Origin of the sequence: Novosphingobium sp. ST904, from assembly GCF_001298105.1 — a bacterium.
Taxonomy (GTDB): domain Bacteria; phylum Pseudomonadota; class Alphaproteobacteria; order Sphingomonadales; family Sphingomonadaceae; genus Novosphingobium.
In genome coordinates, this window is the sequence record NZ_LGJH01000144.1 from 1 (window position 1) to 18,883 (window position 18,883).

21 protein-coding genes and 5 pseudogenes are annotated in these 18,883 nt (G+C 62.5%); 11 read left to right on the forward strand and 15 right to left on the reverse strand.

Annotation, left to right across the window (positions count from 1 at the left end; genetic code table 11):
• Nucleotides 1–312 precede the first annotated feature (312 nt).
• The 7 genes and pseudogenes from ADT71_RS12985 to ADT71_RS13010 form a co-directional block, all read left to right on the forward strand.
• Nucleotides 313–1,652: pseudogene (locus ADT71_RS12985) on the forward strand (IS1380 family transposase).
• Nucleotides 1,653–1,774: 122 nt separating this feature from the next.
• Nucleotides 1,775–2,449 (forward strand): MASE1 domain-containing protein, encoded by a 675-nt coding sequence (locus ADT71_RS33610; RefSeq protein ID WP_054437433.1) that lies wholly within the window; start codon nt 1,775–1,777, stop codon nt 2,447–2,449.
• Entirely contained in the window at nt 2,419–2,535 is a 117-nt protein-coding gene (locus tag ADT71_RS35705) for a diguanylate cyclase domain-containing protein (protein WP_369818250.1), read from the forward strand. The genes ADT71_RS33610 and ADT71_RS35705 overlap by 31 nt, the downstream gene beginning before the upstream one ends.
• Before the next feature lie 266 nt (nt 2,536–2,801).
• Nucleotides 2,802–3,737 (forward strand): helix-turn-helix domain-containing protein, encoded by a 936-nt coding sequence (locus ADT71_RS12995; protein WP_054437435.1) that lies wholly within the window; start codon nt 2,802–2,804, stop codon nt 3,735–3,737.
• A 508-nt stretch (nt 3,738–4,245) separates the two neighbouring features.
• Nucleotides 4,246–4,482 (forward strand): transposase, encoded by a 237-nt coding sequence (locus ADT71_RS13000; RefSeq protein WP_231635867.1) that lies wholly within the window; start codon nt 4,246–4,248, stop codon nt 4,480–4,482.
• A gap of 58 nt (nt 4,483–4,540) precedes the next feature.
• Complete coding sequence (gene tnpB, locus ADT71_RS13005; RefSeq protein WP_054437437.1) at nt 4,541–4,888, forward strand: IS66 family insertion sequence element accessory protein TnpB; 348 nt, start codon at nt 4,541–4,543, stop codon at nt 4,886–4,888.
• Nucleotides 4,889–5,008: 120 nt separating this feature from the next.
• Nucleotides 5,009–6,463, forward strand: a pseudogene (locus ADT71_RS13010) (IS66 family transposase); the annotation flags it as partial.
• Between the two features lie 9 nt (nt 6,464–6,472).
• Here ADT71_RS13010 and ADT71_RS30325 read toward each other — a convergent pair.
• The gene (locus tag ADT71_RS30325) at nt 6,473–7,660 is read right to left on the reverse strand and encodes an IS110 family transposase (RefSeq protein WP_082370332.1); all 1,188 of its coding nucleotides are present in this window, start codon (nt 7,658–7,660) and stop codon (nt 6,473–6,475) included.
• Nucleotides 7,661–7,910: 250 nt separating this feature from the next.
• On the opposite strand from ADT71_RS30325, the pseudogene ADT71_RS13025 reads away from it, so the two are divergent.
• Both ADT71_RS13025 and ADT71_RS13030 read left to right on the forward strand, forming a co-directional pair.
• Nucleotides 7,911–8,174 (forward strand): annotated as a pseudogene (locus ADT71_RS13025) (transposase domain-containing protein); the annotation flags it as partial.
• Nucleotides 8,175–8,400: 226 nt separating this feature from the next.
• Entirely contained in the window at nt 8,401–8,586 is a 186-nt protein-coding gene (locus ADT71_RS13030; protein WP_054437441.1) for a hypothetical protein, read from the forward strand.
• A gap of 116 nt (nt 8,587–8,702) precedes the next feature.
• Here the strand turns inward: ADT71_RS13030 and ADT71_RS13035 are convergent, their stop codons facing one another.
• The 3 genes from ADT71_RS13035 to ADT71_RS13045 all read right to left on the reverse strand — a co-directional run bounded on the left by ADT71_RS13035 (nt 8,703) and on the right by ADT71_RS13045 (nt 10,471).
• The gene (locus tag ADT71_RS13035; RefSeq protein ID WP_054437443.1) at nt 8,703–8,978 is read right to left on the reverse strand and encodes an HU family DNA-binding protein; all 276 of its coding nucleotides are present in this window, start codon (nt 8,976–8,978) and stop codon (nt 8,703–8,705) included.
• A 119-nt stretch (nt 8,979–9,097) separates the two neighbouring features.
• A complete protein-coding gene (locus ADT71_RS13040; protein WP_054437445.1) occupies nt 9,098–10,156 on the reverse strand; it encodes a MucR family transcriptional regulator in 1,059 nt (352 codons plus the stop codon).
• 120 nt (nt 10,157–10,276) lie between these two features.
• Nucleotides 10,277–10,471: a hypothetical protein gene (locus tag ADT71_RS13045; protein ID WP_054437447.1), complete on the reverse strand. Its 195-nt coding sequence runs from the start codon at nt 10,469–10,471 to the stop codon at nt 10,277–10,279.
• Between the two features lie 430 nt (nt 10,472–10,901).
• Here ADT71_RS13045 and parA point away from each other — a divergent pair, with 430 nt between their 5' ends.
• The gene (gene parA, locus ADT71_RS13050) at nt 10,902–11,537 is read left to right on the forward strand and encodes a ParA family partition ATPase (protein ID WP_054437449.1); all 636 of its coding nucleotides are present in this window, start codon (nt 10,902–10,904) and stop codon (nt 11,535–11,537) included.
• Between the two features lie 1,963 nt (nt 11,538–13,500).
• On the opposite strand, the gene ADT71_RS13060 is transcribed toward parA, so the two are convergent.
• From ADT71_RS13060 to ADT71_RS32130, 6 genes and pseudogenes are all read right to left on the reverse strand, one after another.
• On the reverse strand, nt 13,501–14,109 hold the full coding sequence (locus ADT71_RS13060; protein ID WP_054437453.1) for a hypothetical protein: 609 nt from the start codon (nt 14,107–14,109) through the stop codon (nt 13,501–13,503).
• A 104-nt stretch (nt 14,110–14,213) separates the two neighbouring features.
• Nucleotides 14,214–14,513, reverse strand: coding sequence for a hypothetical protein (locus ADT71_RS13065; RefSeq protein WP_132469845.1), 300 nt, complete (start codon nt 14,511–14,513; stop codon nt 14,214–14,216).
• Nucleotides 14,514–14,679: 166 nt separating this feature from the next.
• Nucleotides 14,680–14,892: pseudogene (locus ADT71_RS35005) on the reverse strand (DUF5818 domain-containing protein); the annotation flags it as partial.
• Nucleotides 14,849–15,130 carry a hypothetical protein gene (locus ADT71_RS13070; RefSeq protein ID WP_054437457.1) on the reverse strand — a complete coding sequence of 94 codons (282 nt, stop codon included), beginning with the start codon at nt 15,128–15,130 and terminating at the stop codon, nt 14,849–14,851. The pseudogene ADT71_RS35005 and the gene ADT71_RS13070, both read right to left, overlap by 44 nt.
• 79 nt (nt 15,131–15,209) lie before the next feature.
• Nucleotides 15,210–16,064 carry a CsgG/HfaB family protein gene (locus tag ADT71_RS13075; protein WP_054437460.1) on the reverse strand — a complete coding sequence of 285 codons (855 nt, stop codon included), beginning with the start codon at nt 16,062–16,064 and terminating at the stop codon, nt 15,210–15,212.
• Nucleotides 16,065–16,070: 6 nt separating this feature from the next.
• Complete coding sequence (locus ADT71_RS32130; protein WP_054437461.1) at nt 16,071–16,334, reverse strand: hypothetical protein; 264 nt, start codon at nt 16,332–16,334, stop codon at nt 16,071–16,073.
• A gap of 227 nt (nt 16,335–16,561) precedes the next feature.
• On the opposite strand from ADT71_RS32130, the gene ADT71_RS32135 reads away from it, so the two are divergent.
• The gene (locus tag ADT71_RS32135; protein ID WP_054437463.1) at nt 16,562–16,936 is read left to right on the forward strand and encodes a hypothetical protein; all 375 of its coding nucleotides are present in this window, start codon (nt 16,562–16,564) and stop codon (nt 16,934–16,936) included.
• Here the strand turns inward: ADT71_RS32135 and ADT71_RS35710 are convergent.
• From ADT71_RS35710 to ADT71_RS13100, 5 genes and pseudogenes are all read right to left on the reverse strand, one after another.
• A pseudogene (locus tag ADT71_RS35710) lies at nt 16,835–17,248 on the reverse strand (nuclease-related domain-containing protein); the annotation flags it as partial. The gene ADT71_RS32135 and the pseudogene ADT71_RS35710 overlap by 102 nt on opposite strands.
• Nucleotides 17,249–17,267: 19 nt before the next feature.
• Complete coding sequence (locus ADT71_RS13090; protein ID WP_054437464.1) at nt 17,268–17,753, reverse strand: hypothetical protein; 486 nt, start codon at nt 17,751–17,753, stop codon at nt 17,268–17,270.
• Nucleotides 17,687–17,944 (reverse strand): hypothetical protein, encoded by a 258-nt coding sequence (locus ADT71_RS32140; protein WP_197283015.1) that lies wholly within the window; start codon nt 17,942–17,944, stop codon nt 17,687–17,689. Before ADT71_RS32140 ends, ADT71_RS13090 begins: the two co-directional genes overlap by 67 nt.
• Nucleotides 17,931–18,374: a hypothetical protein gene (locus tag ADT71_RS13095; protein ID WP_132469842.1), complete on the reverse strand. Its 444-nt coding sequence runs from the start codon at nt 18,372–18,374 to the stop codon at nt 17,931–17,933. The genes ADT71_RS32140 and ADT71_RS13095 overlap by 14 nt, the downstream gene beginning before the upstream one ends.
• Nucleotides 18,375–18,453: 79 nt before the next feature.
• A complete protein-coding gene (locus ADT71_RS13100) occupies nt 18,454–18,858 on the reverse strand; it encodes a thermonuclease family protein (protein WP_054437468.1) in 405 nt (134 codons plus the stop codon).
• Between the last annotated feature and the right edge of the window lie 25 nt (nt 18,859–18,883).

An 18,883-nucleotide genomic window follows, 5' to 3' on the forward strand; every position in this document is an offset into this window, starting at 1 on the left:
ATCGTGATATCCGTAAACACGTCGCGATACAGTAACTGGCACCCTCATTCGGGCTGGGTGTCACAATCTTGAAAACGAGGAAAATAGGGCTAATGTTAACCTTGATCGCGTCACGTTGCACTCCATGAGATCCGAAATTCGGGACACGATTCAAGTACTCCTGTGGCCCCTCGCCGCTGGGCTGGCCTATTTCGGCCTCGCCCTAGCCCGGAAAATTCACACGGGTTGGCGGATGTGGCGTAAAGCGCTGATTTAACGTATGATTTGGTTGCTTAAGCCGATCGACGTCATTTCAGGAAAGCCACACCCGCCATGGACGGTTCTACTCTGCCGCTGACCGGTTTGTCACCCGTTTCTGGCAAGCGGATAGATGCCAGTTTCGATGGCGGTCTGCTCTCCTCGGACGGCGGTATTTTGCTGTTGCGCGAGGTTGAGCAGCGCCTTGGTGTAGCTGATCGTATGGCTGCCTGCATCAATGATCCCCGTGCGCCGGATCATATCACGCACTCCCTTGCCGACATTATCCGGTTCCGACTGATGATGATCGCGGCAGGTTATGAAGATGGCAATGACGCTTCCAGCCTGCGCATCGACCCGGTGTTCAAGATGGCGCTTGGCCTGGCTCCATCGGACCGTGCACTTTGCTCGCAGCCGACAATCTCACGCCTGGAAAACCTGCCCGACACGCGTGCGCTCCTGCACATGGGCCGGGCGATGGTGGATCTGTATTGCGAGAGTTTCCGCACCGTGCCCAGGCGTATTGTCCTCGACATCGATGACACCTTCGATGCCGTACACGGCGGCCAGCAGTTGCGATTGTTCAACGCCCATCATGACGAATATGGCTTCCAGCCCATCGTCGTGTTCGATGGCGAGGGGCGGTTCATCACCGCCGTCCTGCGCCCGGCCAAACGGCCCGGCGGCAAGGAGATCAGGGCTTTCCTGCGTCGCCTGATGCGTGCAATTCGCGCCAACTGGCCAAAGACGCAGATCCTGCTGCGCGGCGACAGCCACTATTGCTGCCCTGAAGTCATCGACTGGTGCCGGGCTGGCGGACACGAATTCATCCTGGGCGTCGCGCCCACGTCGACATTGCGCCGTCACATCGCCGATCTCGAGGCCAGCACTAAAGCCCGCTTCGACGCGCGCCCCAAGCCGGCAAGGCGCGTCGCTTCAAGTCCTTCCACGACGGCGCCAAAAGCTGGAGCCGCGTCGAGCGGATTGTCGCCCGCGTCGAAGTCGGCGATCAGGGCGCGGACACTCGCTTCGTCGTCACAAATCTTAAGAAGGGCTCGCCCCGCCGGCTCTACGAGCAAGTCTATTGCCGGCGAGGTCAGGCCGAAAATCACATCAAGTCCTGGAAGACCCACCTCGCTGCCGATCGCACATCCTGCACCAGGGCCACCGCCAACCAGTTGCGCCTGTTTCTCCATGCCGGTGCCTACTGGCTCATGTGGGGCCTGCGTAGCGCCATGCCCAAACGTTCAGCCTGGCGTACCGTCCAGTTCGATACCTTGCGCCTGCGTCTCATCAAGGTAGCTGCCCGCGTCACCGAGTTGAAGACCCTGATCCGCATCCAATGGCCCAACGCCTGCCCGGACAAGAAGATCTTCCGCCTCGCCCTCGACCGCGTCCCTCGCCTCGTCACCTGATCCACAGGGCAGCGCCCCTTCAAACCAAACCCCGCCCTTCAACCCGCAAACCTCAATCACCCTGAAATCCGGCTCATCTCCGGCAATGAAGCTACGCGTCTACCGCCTGCACAAAATCCGAATTGCAGCCTGCACTCACCCCTCCGCGTGAATTTTTCGGGCTAGGAGCGCTGTGGCTTACCCAGGGCAAGGACGGCATAGCCACGATATGGCCGGCGAGCGGGGTCTTGGTCGGTGCATTGTTGCTGACAGGCCCCCGCCAGCGCAGATGGGTCCTGTTGTTCGGCGCTTGCGCGAGCCTTTCCGCCAACTGTCTTGTCGGCGACGATGTGGGCGCGGCCCTGAGCCTAACCCTGGCTAACGTCGTCGAGGCTCTCGTCGGTTACGCATTGATGCGCAATATCAGCCAGAATCCCGACACGTTCTACACCCCATTGGCGGTCGCAAAATTCAGCGCGGCAGCGCTGACAGCTGCCGCGTCGAGCAGCGTCATCGCCGTTTCCCTTTCGACCGCACCCTCGATCGGTATGTTCGTTTCGTGGGTTTCCACCGTTACACTTGGCATATTGCTCGTGGTGCCCATGATGCTGAACGTCGCCCACGAACGTGGTCATGACGCGCTAGGGGAGACGCAGCGCTGGGGCAGAGCATCCGTCACGCTCGGGCTTGTCAGCTTGGTCCTGTGTCTGGTGTTCGGTCAGAATGCTTACTGTCGATCGAACGAATCCGCTGGGATGACACGGCGCTTGATACCATCACCGTCAGCATCGGCGTCGCGACTGGCACCGGTAATGTGAGTGCCGACGAACTGATCAGGCAAGCGGACCAGGCGCTCTACAGGGCTAAGCGAGAAGGGCGAAACCGCCTGAGATACGCAGGATAGATAGTAGCCTGGATAAGAGAAGCTCAGGTTGCAGGTGCTCGACCTGAAAGATTGTGCGATCGAGGCAATCAAACTGCAGAATTGCGATTTTATGGCGAAATCTGCCGCGCAAGGTTTTTACGCCATTCCGTCGTCCGGTTATTTAGGAAAACCGACACCCCGCGTTGTAGCCCGATTTATCCTGTCCGTGAAGGGAACTTATCGGACAGGCTATAGACCATACAAGCAGAGTTTACCTTTTCGCGATTTCCTATACTGTAGCCCGCGTGACACCCGCGCCGCGCCCCTGGCAGCTCGAACTGGCCCGCATCGACGGCGCGCTGCCGCTGCTCGCCGGGCCCGAAGCCACCCTCCTTGCCCGCCGCTCGCTGCGCCGCCTGTGGGCGCACCATGTCCGCGCCTATCCTTTTGAAAACACAGGTCCCGATCACGACCCGGGGCTGGACGCGGCCGAGCTGGTGCGCAGTCCTTACGCCGCCGAGCGCGACGCCTTCTTGTCATGGATCGCCCGCCGCGCCGCGCCACCGCTCGCCGAGGCGGCCTGCACGGTGCTCGCCGCCAAGAGCGCCCCGGAAACCTTCGCGCGCGTCTACGCGATCGCCGATACCGCGCTTGATCGGCTCGATGCGCTGCTGCCGAGCGAGGATCCCCTCGCGACGCTGGTCGATCTCGTCGCGCAATTGAGCGAGCAGGAGACCGCCTTCCTCGAGGGCGGCTCGGAAACGTACCTCGCCGCCGGCCGCGCCTTCAGCCGCCCGCCTGCGCGCGGCGGCGCCTGGGCCGCCGCGCTCGCGGTTTCCCTGCGCCCGCAGTTGTTCGCCCTGGGGGCTGCGCCGCTGGCGCTTGCCGGCCTGGTCCCGCGCGAAGCCTTCCAGAATCTGCGCGAGCGCGCGATCCCGGCGATCCTCGCCGAGGCGCTGCGCACCGGCGCGGCCGCCGTGCGCACCGACATCATCGGTTCCCGCGCCGCAATCGACCTTGGCAAGGCCAGGCTGGCGAAAACCAACCGCTCCTCGCGCGCCCGCGATGTCTGGCCGCTGCTGGCCGGCCTGGGGCCCCTCACCCGCGCCGAAATCGCCCGCGCGCTGGACGTAACAAAGCGCACCGCCTCGCAGGCTGCCGTCACGCTCGAAGAGGCCGGGCTAATCGCGGCTGCCGGACGGCACGAAGGCCTTCGCATAGTGGCCCTGCGTGAAAGTTGAGCCGGGCGCAGCGTGCGCCCTATCGTCCTGCCGCCAAACCGGGGCATCGCAGAATCTGGTCGTAAAGGTACGCTGGCGAGCCGATGGTGTCGGAATCACCTGATTGTCGGCTTCATCCGCCGCCATTGGCATCGCCCACGCGCCTAGACCATGCGCCTTCTAGCGCTTTGCGATGGATCACGGCATGAGAAATCACAGTTGGGCTACCTTCGATGGAGAAGGATGCTCCATCATGCGCCCACTGGCAGGTCGCCACAAATGATGGTGTATGGAATCCGTTGATTTCACAGGACAGGGCAACATCCTCTGGCCCAAGAAGGTCCACGCTGAAAACATTTCTCCCTTGATCAAGACTAATCAACCCGGAGCGCTGATCCCGCGGGCCAGCACGGACTCTGCCGTCCGCAACTGCTGAACGCAATTCATCATAATGTTTCTTGGGTAGATCACGGTTTTCGGCGGGCGTGAGCGTCGGCGGCGCTGGGGCGAGGACGAGCGGGCGAAGATTCTGGCGGAGGCATTTTCTCCTGGCGCCTGCGTGGCGCGTGTAGCCCGCCAGTATGACGTATCGACGGCGCTGGTTTACACCTGGCGCCGTAAGGCGTGCCTGGAGGCTGGGGTGGCGGGCGCTGCGGCGTCGGCGCAGGTCGGCTTCGTCGAAGCGTCGTCCTTGATGACGGAGGCAGCAAGCCGTTACCGTCGCCGCCGGCTGTTGTGGTGGATCTGCCTGGTGGGCGGCGCGTGAACATCTACGCATCGGCGCCGCCCGGCATGGCCGCGGCTGTTCTGAAGGCGCTGATCCGATGATCCCGGTCCCGAGCGGAGGCAAGGTCTGGCTCGCGTTAGGCCATACTGACATGCGCAAGGGCATGCGGTCGCTCGCTTTGCAGGTTCAGGAGGCCTTGAAAAAGGATGTCCATGCTGGCGACCTGTACGTCTTCCGCGGGCGGAGCGGGGCGCTTTGCAAAATCCTGTGGCATGACGGCCTCGGGATGTCATTATTTGCAAAACGTTTGGAAAAGGGACGTTTTGTGTGGCCCGCCGCAAAGGACGGAACGGTGGCCATCTCGGCATCGGCGATGGCCTGCCTGCTCGAGGGTATAGACTGGCGTAACCCCCGGGAGACCTGGCGCCCGACCCAGGTCGGCTGATCCACCGCGTCAATCAAGGTGCGAGAAATCCCGCCTGTCCGGGCGCATTGGTGAGACAAAATACGCGGGAAAACTGGCTTAAATCCTGGGGTTTGCGGCAGGTTCGTGTTATAAAAAAGCATGCCTGCAAGCGACCCGTCCGACGATCTCATCCAGCTTCGCGCTGAGTTTGCGCTCGTTCAGGAACGGGCCGATAAGGCCGAGGCTGAGGTCGCCATCGTTCAGGAACAGGCCCAGGCCAGATTGCTCGAGGCCGAAGCACGGGTTGCCAAAGTCTGGGCGATCAACGCTGATCTGCTGGCCCGCAACGCCCACCTCGAGCTGATGAACGAGAAGATGCGCCGCGACAAATACGGCGCGAGCTCCGAGCGCAGCCGGCGCCTGCTGGGTCAGCTCGAACTCACCTTCGAGGAACTCGAGGCCAATGCCAGCGAGGCTGAGCTGCTTGGCCAGATTGCCGCCGACAAGACCACCGCGGTCGCAGCGTTCACCCGCAAGCGGTCCACCCGCCGCGACTTCCCGGCCGACGTTCCGCGCGAGAAGGTCGTCATCCCAGCGCCAGAGCTTTGCCCGTGCTGCGGCTCGGACGATCTTAGCCATCTGCCCCCGGTGATCACCGAAACGCTCGAGAGAATACCGGCCCGCCACAAGGTGATCCAGACGGTCCGGGAGAAGGTCTCGTGCCGTAAGTGCGAGAAGATCAGCCAGCCACCAGCGCCCTTCCACGTGACGCCGCGCGGGATGTTCGGGCCGCACTTCCTGGCGAACCTGGCCTTCCAGAAGTACGGTCTGCACCAGCCTCTCAACAGCCAGCGTGACCGGCTCGAGGCCGAGGGCATCCCCTTGAGCCTCTCGACGCTCGCGGATCAGATCGGCGCGATCTGCGTGGCGGTGAAACCCCTGTTCCTGCTGCTGGAGGCGCACGGGCTTGCCGCTGACCGCCTGCATGCAGACGACACCACCGTTCCACTTCTGGCCAAGCTGAAAACCAGCGTAGCGCGGATCTGGGACTATGTGCGCGACGATCGCCCGTTCGGCGGGCCGGCGCCGCCGGTGGCGCTGTGCTACTACTCCAGCGATCGCAGGGGCGAGCATCCTCGCGCCCACCTGGCCGGCTATACCGGTATTCTCCAGGTCGACAGGTATGCCGGCTTCAATGCCCTGCTCGAGGAAGGCTGGGCCGATAAGCCCATGACGCGCGCAAATTGCTGGGTTCATGCACGCCGGGAATTCTTCAAGCTCGTCGACATCAGGCAGCAGCTCAAGCGCAAGAAAAAAGGCACTGCGCCGCTCATCTCGCCGCTGGCAACCGAGGCGCTCGAGATCATCGATCGGCTCTTTGCCATCGAGCGCGGCATCAACGGCAAGCCTGCCGCCGAGCGCCTGGCCGTTCGCCAGGAGCTGTCCGCTCCGATCGTTGCCGAACTGGAGGCCTGGATGCACGAAACGCGCAGCAAGCTCTCCCGTCACGATGCCGTGGCCAAGGCCATCGCCTACCTTCAGAACGACTGGGCGGGCTTCACCACCTTCCTCGCCGATGGCCGGATATGTCTCTCGACGGATGGTGTTGAGAAGCCCCAATCGTCATCCGGGAGAAGATTTTTCAGGCTTTGGCTTCCAAGCTGCGACCATGCGCTCGTATGCCATTTCAGCACGCGCCACATAGCCTGCTTCGCGGTCCCTGATCTCCTTAATCCAATAATCGCGGGCCGAACCCGCCTTGCCGTACGCCCGCGGTGCTCCGGCCATCAATTCGACCTTCCGCAGCTTCATTGCCGTGAACGACGGTCTCGCGTAGGCGTATTCTGTCCCGCTCGACAAAACATGCCAGATCATCACCGCAAGCTTGCGTGCCGTCGCAACGGCAGCAGCACCTGAACCACGCTTCTTCTGCACGCGGTTGAAGAACGCCCGCAGAGGCCCCGGTGCCGTTTTGGCTGACCAAGCCGCTTCTACCAGCATCTTGCGAGCGTCGGCGTTGCCTTGCTTGGAGATGCGGCCGTGCCGTGCCGGATGGTCACCTGATTGACGAATTTTTGGCGTTAGACCGAAGTAGCTGCTGAGCTTGTCCGGCGATGCGAAGCGCGCGATGTCGCCGATTGAAGCCAGCACGACCGAAGCCACGATCGCTCCTATGCCTGGAATCGTCATGAGCTTGTGCGCGCGCGGATCGTCCAGGGTTTGTTGTGCCAGCGCCTTGTCGATCTCTGCCAGCTGCGCCGATACACGCTCCATCTCCGCCATCAGACGCTGCATCAGTCCGCGTTCTTCTTCGGGGAGCGGCAGGCTATCAAGCCACCGCTGCCCAGCCTTGCCGAAGAGATGGCCTTTGTACGGGGGGATCAGGTTCGCGTGAAGAATGGCCTTCATCCGTCCTTTGATGCGGACGAGTTGGGCTAGCACACCTGCCCGCTCCGCGGCGCGGCGCCGGCGGTTGTACGTATCATCATCAGCTACCCAGACTTCTGGTAAGAAGCCCGCCGCATGAAGCTTCGCCAAGGTTACGGCGTCGATTTTGTCGGTTTTAACACGCGCATAAGCAATTGCGCGAACCAGGCGGGGATTGGCCACGACGACTCGTTTGACATGCGGTCGCATGAGCCGTTCCACAGCCGCGCTATTACCGGTCACCTCGATCACGACCTCGTCGTTAAGGCTGAGCGTCTTGGCGAAAGCCACGAGAGGCACATGGGTGAGTTCGACGCGAAGTTCTTTAGTGACCTGACCACCTTCCAGAACCGCCACTTGGGCGAACGATCGATGAATATCCATGCCAATGATTTTCATACATGCTCTCCATTGTTTGGGAGCCAGTGGCTTGCACGACATCTACGGATCCGCGCTCGCAGCGCAGCCGGGCAAGTCGTAGGGGCGGCCATGTAACAACTCGAGCTCGCAGCTCATCGAAAGGTCGGCCTGCCACCGTTTCGTGCTCCCGATGCCCCTATCCCGGCCAGCAAAAGCTACCCTAAACAGAGTCACTTGGCGACCGCGATCGGCATCGAAGAACATCATGCCCATTAACAACGCCGCGGAGCGCCAACTGCGCAGCGTTGCTCGAGGAAGGAAAGCATGGCTGTTCGTGGGCTCAGACCGTGGCGGCGAGCGTGCGGCGATGATGTTCAGCCTGTTCGGCACGGCTCGGCTCAACGACGTCGATCCGCTCGCCTGGTTCACCGACGTCCTCGCCCGGATCGCCGACATCCCACAGAACCACCTTCACGAACTCCTGCCGTGGAACTGGAAGACCGCTCAGCAGCAGGCCGCCGAGGAACTCGCCGCCTGAACCATCGTCAACGGGGCGACCTGGTTACGGGAGCGCCGCGGCGGCTATCGGATGCGTACTTCTTCTCCAAGGGTTGGCGCGTTGCGCCCAGCGTGCCGCCTTATTCCGAGTTGCCGTGGACCATAGCCCCCGCATGGTCCACGATTAAGTCCAGCCTGCCATAGGGCAGCACCATCGCCGCGAACGACCGGCTCATGGTCGGCTTTATCTCACGAGAAGGAAACACATGTTCGGTAAGCTCATAAGTTCGGCGATCGCCGCGAAGATCGACCGTCAGGATGGCGACAGCGGCCTCAAGGGCGCAGTGGCGGGATGGGCCGCGCCGGGGCTCCTCAAGGGAGCCGCGAAAGCTGGCGTTCTCGCCGCAGTCGGCTTTGGCATCGTCGCTTTGGTGAAGAAAACCCGCCGCTGATCAACCGTTCGCGCTTGCACCGGCGAACATTCATCAAGGCAGCGTACCTCTCGGTACGTCGTCAGGTATTATACGAGTGAGAGGGCACCGTCGTCCGACAGCGCCCTCTCCTTCCCTCAGCCGTTCAACTTGTCCTTCACGGCCTTTGCCGGTGCAAAGGTCAGCTTCCTCGAAGCCTTGAAAGTCATTGCTTCACCCGTGGCCGGGTTGCGGCCTTCGCGCTCGGGACTGTCCTTCACCTTGAACTTTCCGAAGCCGTTAAGCGAGATTTCTTCTCCCTTGGCGGCGGCATCGCCGATCGCGGCGAACACCGTGTCGACCAGCTTGCGGGCATCGGCCTTGGTGACGCCCTCAGCTTGGGCGATCACATCGGCCAGATCATTGTTGTTCATAGTTGGTCCTCCTTCATTTCATTGCGAACATCGGTTGTGCCTGCCGTCGTCATGACCCCTCCAAGAGGTGAAAATTACGACGCGAGTCTGTTTCGCCGCCCGCTCAATCCGGTTCGGCCTTACGATTTGTCATGCACTTTCGCAGCGGTAGCCGTCGCTGGCTTTGTGGGCCTCGCCATTCGCCTGGACTTGGGCTGCTTGACGGGAGCCGCAGCTTCTGCCGCGGCCGAAACGCCAGCGTCTGAGGCCTCAGACGGTGAAGGCACAGAGGTGTCCTCGGTTGCGGTGTTGCCGAACAGGCCCAGCTTTCCGCGACGAGCGCGCGACTTGAGAGCGGGCTTCACCTCGGCGGGCGCCACCTCTTCTGTCGCCGCGTCGGTGGTCACGGCGGGGACTGGCGTGTTCTCTGCTGTCGAGACTTGCGCCTTTTTCGCACGGGCCGCTTTGGGAGGTTTTGCCGGAGCGGATTCCGACGGGCGCTTGGCGGTCGTTTCGCTCGATGAGGCGTCTTCAGGTCGCGCTTGGTCCTGCGCAGCGTCAGGCGGGACAACGCCCTCGCTTTCCACGGGCCGCCTTGCGGCAGCACCCTTCACTTCTGCAGCGTCAGCCTTTGGGGGTTTCGCAGCACGGCCCCTTTTGCTCGCCTTGGAGGCAGGCACAGATGCCGTTACCGCTTTCGCGAGAGCTTCAGAGGCGATTTCGTCCGCGCCGCTCATCGGCACATCACCGGCTGTCAGCGGTTTGCCCTCTTCAGAAGCCACCTCGCCTTGCTTCTTCCGTCCCAGGCCGATCTTCTCGGCAATAGCCCGACGTTTCGCCGCGAATCTCGGTGCTACCATCGGATAGCTGCTGGGAAGGCTGAACCGCTCTCGATAACTATCCGGCGTGAGCCCGTGGCGCGCGAGATGCCGCTTGAGGGTTTGATAAGGCTTTCCGTCGATGAGGCTGAGGATATGATCGGGTGAGGCGATGCTCTTGCGGGCGGACACAGCGGGCGTGAACGTCGGCGCGGGATCCTTGACGACCGCCGGCGCAAGTTCTTCGGTCAATGCCGAGCGGGTAGAACGGATGAGGTTCGCGAGTTCTTCGGAGGGAACCGAATTGTTCGCAAGGTATGCGCTCAGCAGTTCGACGGTCAGCGCGGCAACGCCGGCTTGCTTGGCTTCGACTTCAGGCATATTCAGACATCACTCCAGGTTCCGGTCTGGCAACAGACCCGTCGCACTCGACGCTGCGTAAATCCAAAGCAAGGAGAAAAGCTCCGAGCGCCAATATTCGCAGGTGGTTGATCCTGGCGCCTACTCAGCCGCCCTCGCCCGCTTGTCCGCTTCATTGGCAGTGGCGCGGCGTTCGGTCTCTTCGGCCGCACGCGCCATCTCCTCCCAGCGTTCGGCTGAACGCTCATGCTGCCGGCGGCGTTGCGGAAGGGTCTCGTTTTGAGCTGCGAGGCGGGCAGTAGCCGCATTGTGATTGTAGTAAGCGGCGGCGCTCATGCATTTTCTCTCAACAGGCAGCCCATGAGTGAAACCGGGCGAACGGCAGCAAATATAAGGAGCGCTGAGAAAATTTCCATGGCGACCCACTGATGCGCGCGGGCCTCGCCGGATGACCCACGTCAACCAACTCATTCTCTGGCCGCATGCTTACCGTGTATGATTCCTACGGGGCGTTTGCACATCTCGACTCCTGTCACGCGGCCATCCTTGCGGCCGTCAGGGCGAAAACCCACTTATCCCGGTGTCCAGTTTTCCGAGGCCACCTCTAGCCACAAGGTACCACGGTCCCGGATGAGGATGCATGTACTGATATACTGCAGTCCGTATCCACGGTAGTACGTATGACCGTAATTACCCCCTTCCGCATCACCGCAAAGCCTGCGATACGGGTTTGCGTATCGACGCGGGCACGGGGTTACTGATTTAAATGATTACTGCATTACTGAGCCAGAAAGGGGGAGTGGGGAAGACCACACTCGCCCTTCATTTAGCGCAAACGCTGTCGACGAAGGGACGTACCCTCCTCCTCGACTGCGATCCTCAGGGTTCGGCTATGACGTGGCTAACCATGCGCGAAACCGCTCCAGATTTTGCCGTCGTCGCGCTCGCGACCGAGACGGTCCACCGCGATATCGATAGGGTCGCAAACGGCTATGATTTTGTTGTGATCGACGGCCCACCCCGTTCGGACAAGATCGCTCGGTCGGTCATGATGGCCTCTGATCGGATCATCATTCCGATGCGGCCTGCCGGATTTGATCTTTGGGCCAGCGACGAGACGGCCAATCTCGTACGGGAGATCCAGATGTTTAAGCCAGGTTTATCTGCGGCCTTCGTTATGAACTGCAAGGTGGCAAATACTGCAATCAGTAGATCCGCAAAGCAGGCATTCGAGGAATCCGAAATCCCGTTGATGCGCACTGAGATCGCGTCGCGCGTGGCGGTTGCGGAGGCGACGACGGCAGGCCTCACAGTATTCGATACCGCCCCTGCGAGCGCCGCGGCGAAAGAGATCAAGGCGTTCTGCGATGAAGTTATTGAGATCGAGGGAGTAACCGCGTGAGCAAGTCCATAACGGCCATGCGCCGCCCTTCCCCCGCTAAAACGGCTGTCGTTGATCCGCAGGCTGCAGAGCGGTTCCTGAGCGGCGGAGATGCCACAGCCCCCTCCCCTGCACCCCAGGCGGCATCGGCGAAACCCATAGGAGCCACTGCAGCTTCGGACAAGGAACCGACCACCCGAACGACACTGGACCTCCCTAAATCAGTCCACAAACAGATCAAGCGGCACTGCCTCGAAAACGATATGAGCATAGCCGACTACCTGCGGGGATTGATTGAGCGCGACCTTACGTAAGTACGCATGTCCGTGTCCACTGCGCTACGGCTTTACTGCACTGCGACGATGAAGCTCGAATTGCTCTGGCTCTTCCTTCGGAGACGCGGAATCGCTCCAACATGCAATCAAGGCTTCTACGACTGAAGTCAGTGATGCCGTGATGCAGTGATGCAGTGATGCAGTGATGCAGTGATGCAGTGATGCAGTGTCTCCGGAGATACGCGTGGCAGTAAACTTGCTACCCGGTCTAAAGTCATCCATGGCTCATGAGTGCACTCCATGACAGGCAGGGCCTATAACGCCGGCGAGCAGCCCAACGAGCCCTCCATACTGAGTGCCGCTGGCGCTAGCGTTAGCCGCAAGAACACCGACCACTACTCGCACGCCGATCAGCATCCATAATCGCCGCGATGAGCCGCGGTGGCATCCTGCCCAATATGGGCAGGGGAGGGCGGCGGCGTACGTAAAGGCGACGCGACCCCCGTGTGTCCTGGCCGATCGCCCCAACCCTTCAGCGACAAACCCACGTCGAAAAAGATAAGAGCATCGCCGACTGCCTGCGGGGATTGATTGAACGTGACCTTACGTAAATACGCATGTCCGTGTCCACTGCGCTACGGATTTACTGCATTGCGGCGATGAAGCTCTAATTGCTCTGGCTCTTCCTTCGGAGACGCGAAATCGGTCCAACATGCGATCAAGGCTTCTCCGACTGACGTCCGTGACGCAGTGACGCAGTGACGCAGTGACGCAGTGACGCAGTGACGCAGTGACGCAGTGTCTCCGGAGATAAGCGTGGCAGTAAAGGTCTCAAGGTCATCCATTGCTCATAAGTGCACCCCATGACAGGCAGGGCTTATAACGCCGGCGAGCAGCCCAACGAGCCCTCCATACTGAGTGCCGCTGGCGCTAGCGTTGGCCGCAAGAACACCGACCACTACTCGCACGCCGATCAGCATCCATAATCGCCGCGCGATGAGCCGCGGTGGCATCCTGCCTAATACGGGCGGGGCGGGCGGCGGCGTTCGTAAAGGCGGCGCGACCCCGCGTGTCCTGGCCGATCGCCCCATCACTGCCAGCGACAAACCCACGTCGAAAAAGATAAGAGCATCGCCGACTACCTGTGGGGATTGACTGAGTACGATTATACGTAAACACGTATCTCCGTTCCCACTGCGATACGTATTTACTGCAATATAGCAATGAGCCTCGGATCGCTCCGGCCTTTCCTTGGGACACGCGGGATCGCTCCAACAGGCAATCCAAAGGTCTACGACTGAAGTCCACGGTGCAGTGGTGCAGTGGTGCAGTGGTGCAGTGGTGCCGTATTCCCGGAGATTTGTGTCGCAGTAAACTTAAGGGCGCCTCGCAAAATTGGTCTTCCCTGACCGGCTAGAATCGGATTCAGAGGGTCGGCGATAGGCGCGAGCACCTGAGAGTTTGCGATGGGTCAGCTTGGATTTTCGACCTTGAGAGCCGCTACGCGGGCCTGGATGCGCATGGCGACCCGCTTATCGGTGCGGGCGCGGGTCGAGCATGTGTTCGGCAGTCAGCTTATCGGCATGGGAGGCAAGCTGGGGAACAGATCTGACCGATAATTCTCACTGGGGTCGGTTCCCCTTTTGGGATGACCAGCCTGCACGAGGCGAAGGCCATGGCGCGCCCGCCGTAGAGAGAGCTCATATTGCTTATCGCCCTGCCATCCATCGTTCATAGGCAAACGCCATGACTGGCATGGCGATAAACCCAGCGAGCAGCCCAACAATTCCGCCATATTCGGCGCCAGCGACGATAGCCGTGGCGCCGGCAGGCAGAACGACAACCTGCCCCGCGCCGATAAGCCCATCGACCAGTGCTGATCGATGGACGAAAGCGGGATCGAGCGCCTGCCGCGTAGGGGAGGGCGCCCATGTCCGAACCATCGCAGAGGCCTTACGATTACGCGGCTTCCGCTTCTTCGCGACTTCGTGTTCTTTTACTGACGCGACGGGCAGGCCGCGAGCCTCATTAAGCCTCGCTAGGAAACGGGCATTCCGGTTCACCATGTCCGGCATGGCCCAGCCTCCCGGCAGCGGATAGGCTGGGTCGGCGATCAGCTCAGGTTCGGCCGCATCGATGTGCCTTGCCGCTATCCGCATTCTGCGCAGCGCTTCCTTGCGCAGCATGTCGATGCGCGCGCGGGTGATGCCGAAGCTCTCGGCGACTTCGCCAGCACCGGCTTGCGGGACACCTATCCCGTAATAGAGACCGATTAAACGCTCTAGGCGCGGGGAGAAGGTCCGCAGCAAGGTGGTCACGAGCTGGCTCGTTCGAGATCTTCATGCGGGGAGGGGCTTGCCTCGCCAATCGCCTCGGCCAACTCCTGCGACAAGATCGCTGTGGAGAAGGTCGGCCGAACGGGTCATATGAGCAAGCCGATGATGGTGAGCATTAGCGCGAGCGATCCCAGCACCAGCTTGCCCGAGGCAAAGGCCATGGCGCGCCCGCCGTAGTGGATGCGGCCCCACGTCCGGTCGATCCCGGAAACGAGGCCCAGTACGCCGTCAGCGAGCAGGATCGAGCCCATCACGTAGAGCAGGATGGCGATGGCCTTGACCAGGCCGGGAAGGGACAGCGTGCCCAGGGCGAACAATGCGCCGATTGCGATGGTCGCGTAGGCCTGAAGGCTGGAGGCCATGTCGAACAGGCCGAGGAGGCGCAAAGGGCTCTTCCAGGGTAAGGGATAGCGCATGAGCGCCATGGGACGGCGGCACTGGCGGCATCCCTCGACCGGGGACCCGCGCCTCCATTCGCAGACCGAAGCGCCGCAGCACGGGCACCGGGGAAAGCGGCGGGGACCGTGCATCAGCTTGCCACGGGCCGAGATAGTCGATCTCGATGGCGGCAGCGCCACGCTTGCGCCCGACGACCCGCACAAGGTCATCCTCAGTGGCGATCGTGTCGATTTCGCCGATCAACCGCCACCACATGCCGTCTGTATCCTTCAGCATGGGACCGCGCGGCGAAGCTTCGATCGTGCCGGTCACTCCTATGGTCTCACTCATCGCCCTGTTTCCCCGTTCGAGCGCCCGGCTCGCCATGGAAGGCGGTGAAACACGCCATCTCGCAATGGAGCATGGGTCGGCCGTGACTGTGCAGCTGCTTTCCGTTCATCATCACGGGCCGCCATGCAAGCCGTTTGCACCGGGTATTGGTGCGATCGAGGAAGCCGCAGGGCATCGCCAGCGGCTCTCCGGGCGTGATGCCGGCGCCCTCGATGACATCTTCGATCGCTGCGTCTTGCGGCTCCTCGCCGAACAGATCCGTCTGCGCGTTCATGACCCATGGCTCCATTTGGGGAATGAAGGGCAGGGGGCTCATTCTCCCGCCATGCCCTCCCTTCCTTCCCTCTCGGCTCCTACTGCGCGGAGGCTCCTGTTGCCGGCACCGCACCGGTGGATCCTGCGGGAGCAGCTGGAAGGGCAAGAGGCGCGGAGGTCGTTGCTGCCGGGGCCGGAGGCACGATGCGTCCCTGTGCATCTCGGGTGAGCTTGCGGAAGGCATCCAGCAGCGCGAACGAAGTGATCTTGCCGATATCGGTGCTGGTATAGCCGCCGCCTAGCGCACCAATGCCGGAGCCGGTCAGCGCCCCGCCGATGATGGAGATATCCTTCTTGCGCGCGGTGCCGGTGGCGACGGCCTTCTGCAGCCCGGTCTTCACCTCGACAAGCGTGAGCATCGTCTGGCTCTCCAGCTTCTTCGACTTGAAGCCGATCGCGCCGGGGAACATGGTGCCGAGACCGCCGCCGCTGCCACCGGCATTGCCATCGGAATAGAGCACGCGCGCGGTCAGGAGGTAGTCGGCCGCCAGCAAGGCCCCTTGCGTATTCCCGCCCGCCACGGTGCCGCCCGCGGCCAGCGCGCGTTCGCGCTGGAGCGCATCGAAGCCCTCGCCGCGATCGAGCACCTGGAAGCAGTTGGATTGTGCGGTCAGCAGTTTCAGCAACGGCAGCAGATCGATCTTCTGCGCCGCGCCGCCATTCTGCGCCTCGGCCATGCGGATCATGGCGCGAAGCCCTGCGGGGATATCCTCCTCGCTCGGCGCGGCGGTGCGATCCTCGACGAGCGCGATGGTGCCCAGGGGTACATCGCAGCGGGGAACCTCGGAGGTTTCGTCGATGCCGATGCCGCCCTTGCCCATTTTTTGGGCAGTGGCGGGCGAAGCAGCGAACGCCGCGATAGCAATGACGGCAGTGGTGAGCATGTGTCGCATGGAAGATTACCCCTGTTCAACGTGAAGACTGACTGGTTGAGGACCTGAAGCCATGACCCCGGTTCCGGCTGACGGATCGACGAGCAGGACGGCGCGGACAAATTCGGCCGCATCGGCTTCGCATAGCCAGTTGCGATATTGCCGATTCCATTTCGCATGCCCCTCGCTGGCGGCGGCAAGCCGTGCCGCGGCTTCATCGTTGTCGGGATCGGCAAGGAAGGCAACGCGGCCATCGCGCAGGATCTTTTGCGAAATCCCGGGCGCCAGCATCTGAGGCTCGCTCGCCTTGCGCCGCCGCGCGCCGGAGGGAGCGGATGCGGGGCTGGGGCCGCAGGCGGGGCCACTTCGAGAGTCGGAGCGACAAGGACGACCTGCTCGGGCACGGCATCAGGTGTGGCGTCAGCTGTCACATCGGTTTCGGCGGTAATTGTCGGAGATATGGCTGTAGTATCTTCGGGCGTGTCCTCCAACGCGGGAGGAGCTATGCGTAGGCGTTCATGGATAGTCTTGCCGTCGGGAACGTGCGCCGCGACAAGCTGGGTGCCTATGGCACGCAGGGAGCCTTGCGAGACCCCGGTGGAGAACAGTTTGCCGAGCGGCGAGATCCCGCCAAGCTGGTTCCATTCGGCGATGACATTGTCCGCCTTGTAGACGCTGAAGTCGGCGGTGACCGCCTTGCGATCGATGTCGCAGCCGGGCGGCATGATGACGAAGACGCCGATCTGCTCGAAAGCCTTGTCATGCTGGTTGGCGCGCAGCCACTCACGCAGCACCTCGCGCTGTCGGCGGACCTGGGCCAGGGGATTCGCGATAGACACAGGCCGCCTGCGCCCCTCGTACCACACCATCCATTCTTCATGGGCATTTCGTGAGAGGCGGCCGCCGTAATTCTTCACCTCGAAGATCGCGGCCGTGCGCGACAGGCGCGAGAGCACGATGTGGTCGAACTGCGCACAGCCGCCGATGCCGTCAGGGATGCGCAGGTCGTGGATCAGCGCATGGTCGGGCATCGCATGGAATTTGCGATCGAGGATGTGGGCCGTGCACTTCTCGCCGTCGATGCCCCGCCGCCGCGCATTCGCTGCCTTGCGCACGGACGCGGGCAAAAGGGCAAAGCCGGGATCGTCCAGGAACTGTATCATTTCCGCGAGTTCATCGGACTTGGTGGAGGGCTTGAGGATCATCGTCGTGCGGTCTTCCTGTTCAATCGAGCGGTTTGGGTGAGCGGATATCCACGCTGGCGCGAAGATTGCCCCAGCGGCTGCGGTGAAGGTCGATCACGCGGGTCCAGTGCGGATCGATGCGCACGGGCGCGCTGACGGTCTGCGAGACCGTCGAGATACCGAAGTAGCGCTGACCGCCATGCCATTTGTCGCCCTCGACGATCCTGACCCGATAGGTTCCGGGGGGGACGGGCACGGCGACGTCGGCATTACGGCGCGCGTAGACCGAGATCACATGCGCGCCGGTGCCGGGATCGTAGAGCTGGACGAGGGCATTGCCGCGCGCGGCGATGATGCGAAGGCGCGAGATGGCCGATTTGGGATCGACGCTGCGGTTGACGGTGACGCTGCCCGAGGCGGGGAAGGGGATTTCCGTTTCAGTATCGTGGAGCCATCCCGTCAGCTTGATGTCGCGCCAGGCCGGGATCGCGATCCGACAAGCACCGCGAGACCCGCCAGCGCCCAACCGATCCTGCCCGAGCGATCAGGCTTCCTGGGTCGCCAGCGGTTCTTCTGGTAGTCGAAACCCTGGTTCTTCGCGGAAAACCATGCGCCATCGTGCTCGACGCGCGATTTGCGGTCGTTCCAGCGCGTCGCGCCGAGCCCACGCCGCTCACGATAGCGAGCGCGCATGTAGTCGCGGTCATCGAGGCCCATGTTCGCCCCGCGAAGTGGCTTCCAGGCGGTCCTCGTACATCTGTATCCATTTTGCATCGTCGAGGTAGCGCTGTATCTCTTTGGGATCAGTCGGGGCTTGCGGCACGCTGGACACCACAAGCGCCACGATTGCGAGAAAGGCGGCGCAGGGAACGAGGAAACCCAGCGCCGCCTTCACGCCATCGCGCCAGGTCGGCACGCGCACGAGGGTATGACTGGCGGTGGCGGCGAGTGCCTCGAGGTCGCCGGCACACTCCTCGAATGCCCTGGCGCTGTCCGTGAGGGAGCGACGCAGGGTGGCGGGCATGGGTATCGTCTCCGGCTCGCGCAGGACGCTGCGCATCTGCCCTGAGAGACGGCGCAGGATGAGCGCATGTTCGAAGACGATTTCGCGAGGGGTGCGGGGCGTGGGGGTTACATGCTCGCGCATGGCATCCTCCTGCGACAGCCGGAAATGGGGGCAGGGGCGGTAAAGCGCGGCAGCGCCGCGATCTGCGCGCCGCCGCCGGTCATCGCGCCGCCCCCGCCGCCTCGCGCGGGCACTCACGCGCCACCCGTGCGCCCTGGTCCCAGCGGGCCACATAGGTAGCTTGCCCGCCCGCGATCTGGTGGCACGAAAGGCTCCGGCCCTGCGCGTAGACGATCGCCAGCGTGCGCCCGTAACGATCTGTGCCCACGCGCTCGATGGATAGAGGCCCCGCCATGATCCCTTGCAGCGAAGCCTTGCTTGCGGCAGCCCGCTGCCGGTCGCAGATCGTGCCGGGCTTGAGCACCGGCCTGCACCGGCTGTTGCCCGGATCGTCGGGAGCATCAACGCCCAGCAGGCGGATGCGCTCGCCATTGCACCTGATAGTGTAGCCATCCGTCACGGTGCAGCCCGCCAGCGCGGCGGCGGCAATAAGTATCAGAGGCATCAGATGATCCTTTCCAGCCAGTAAT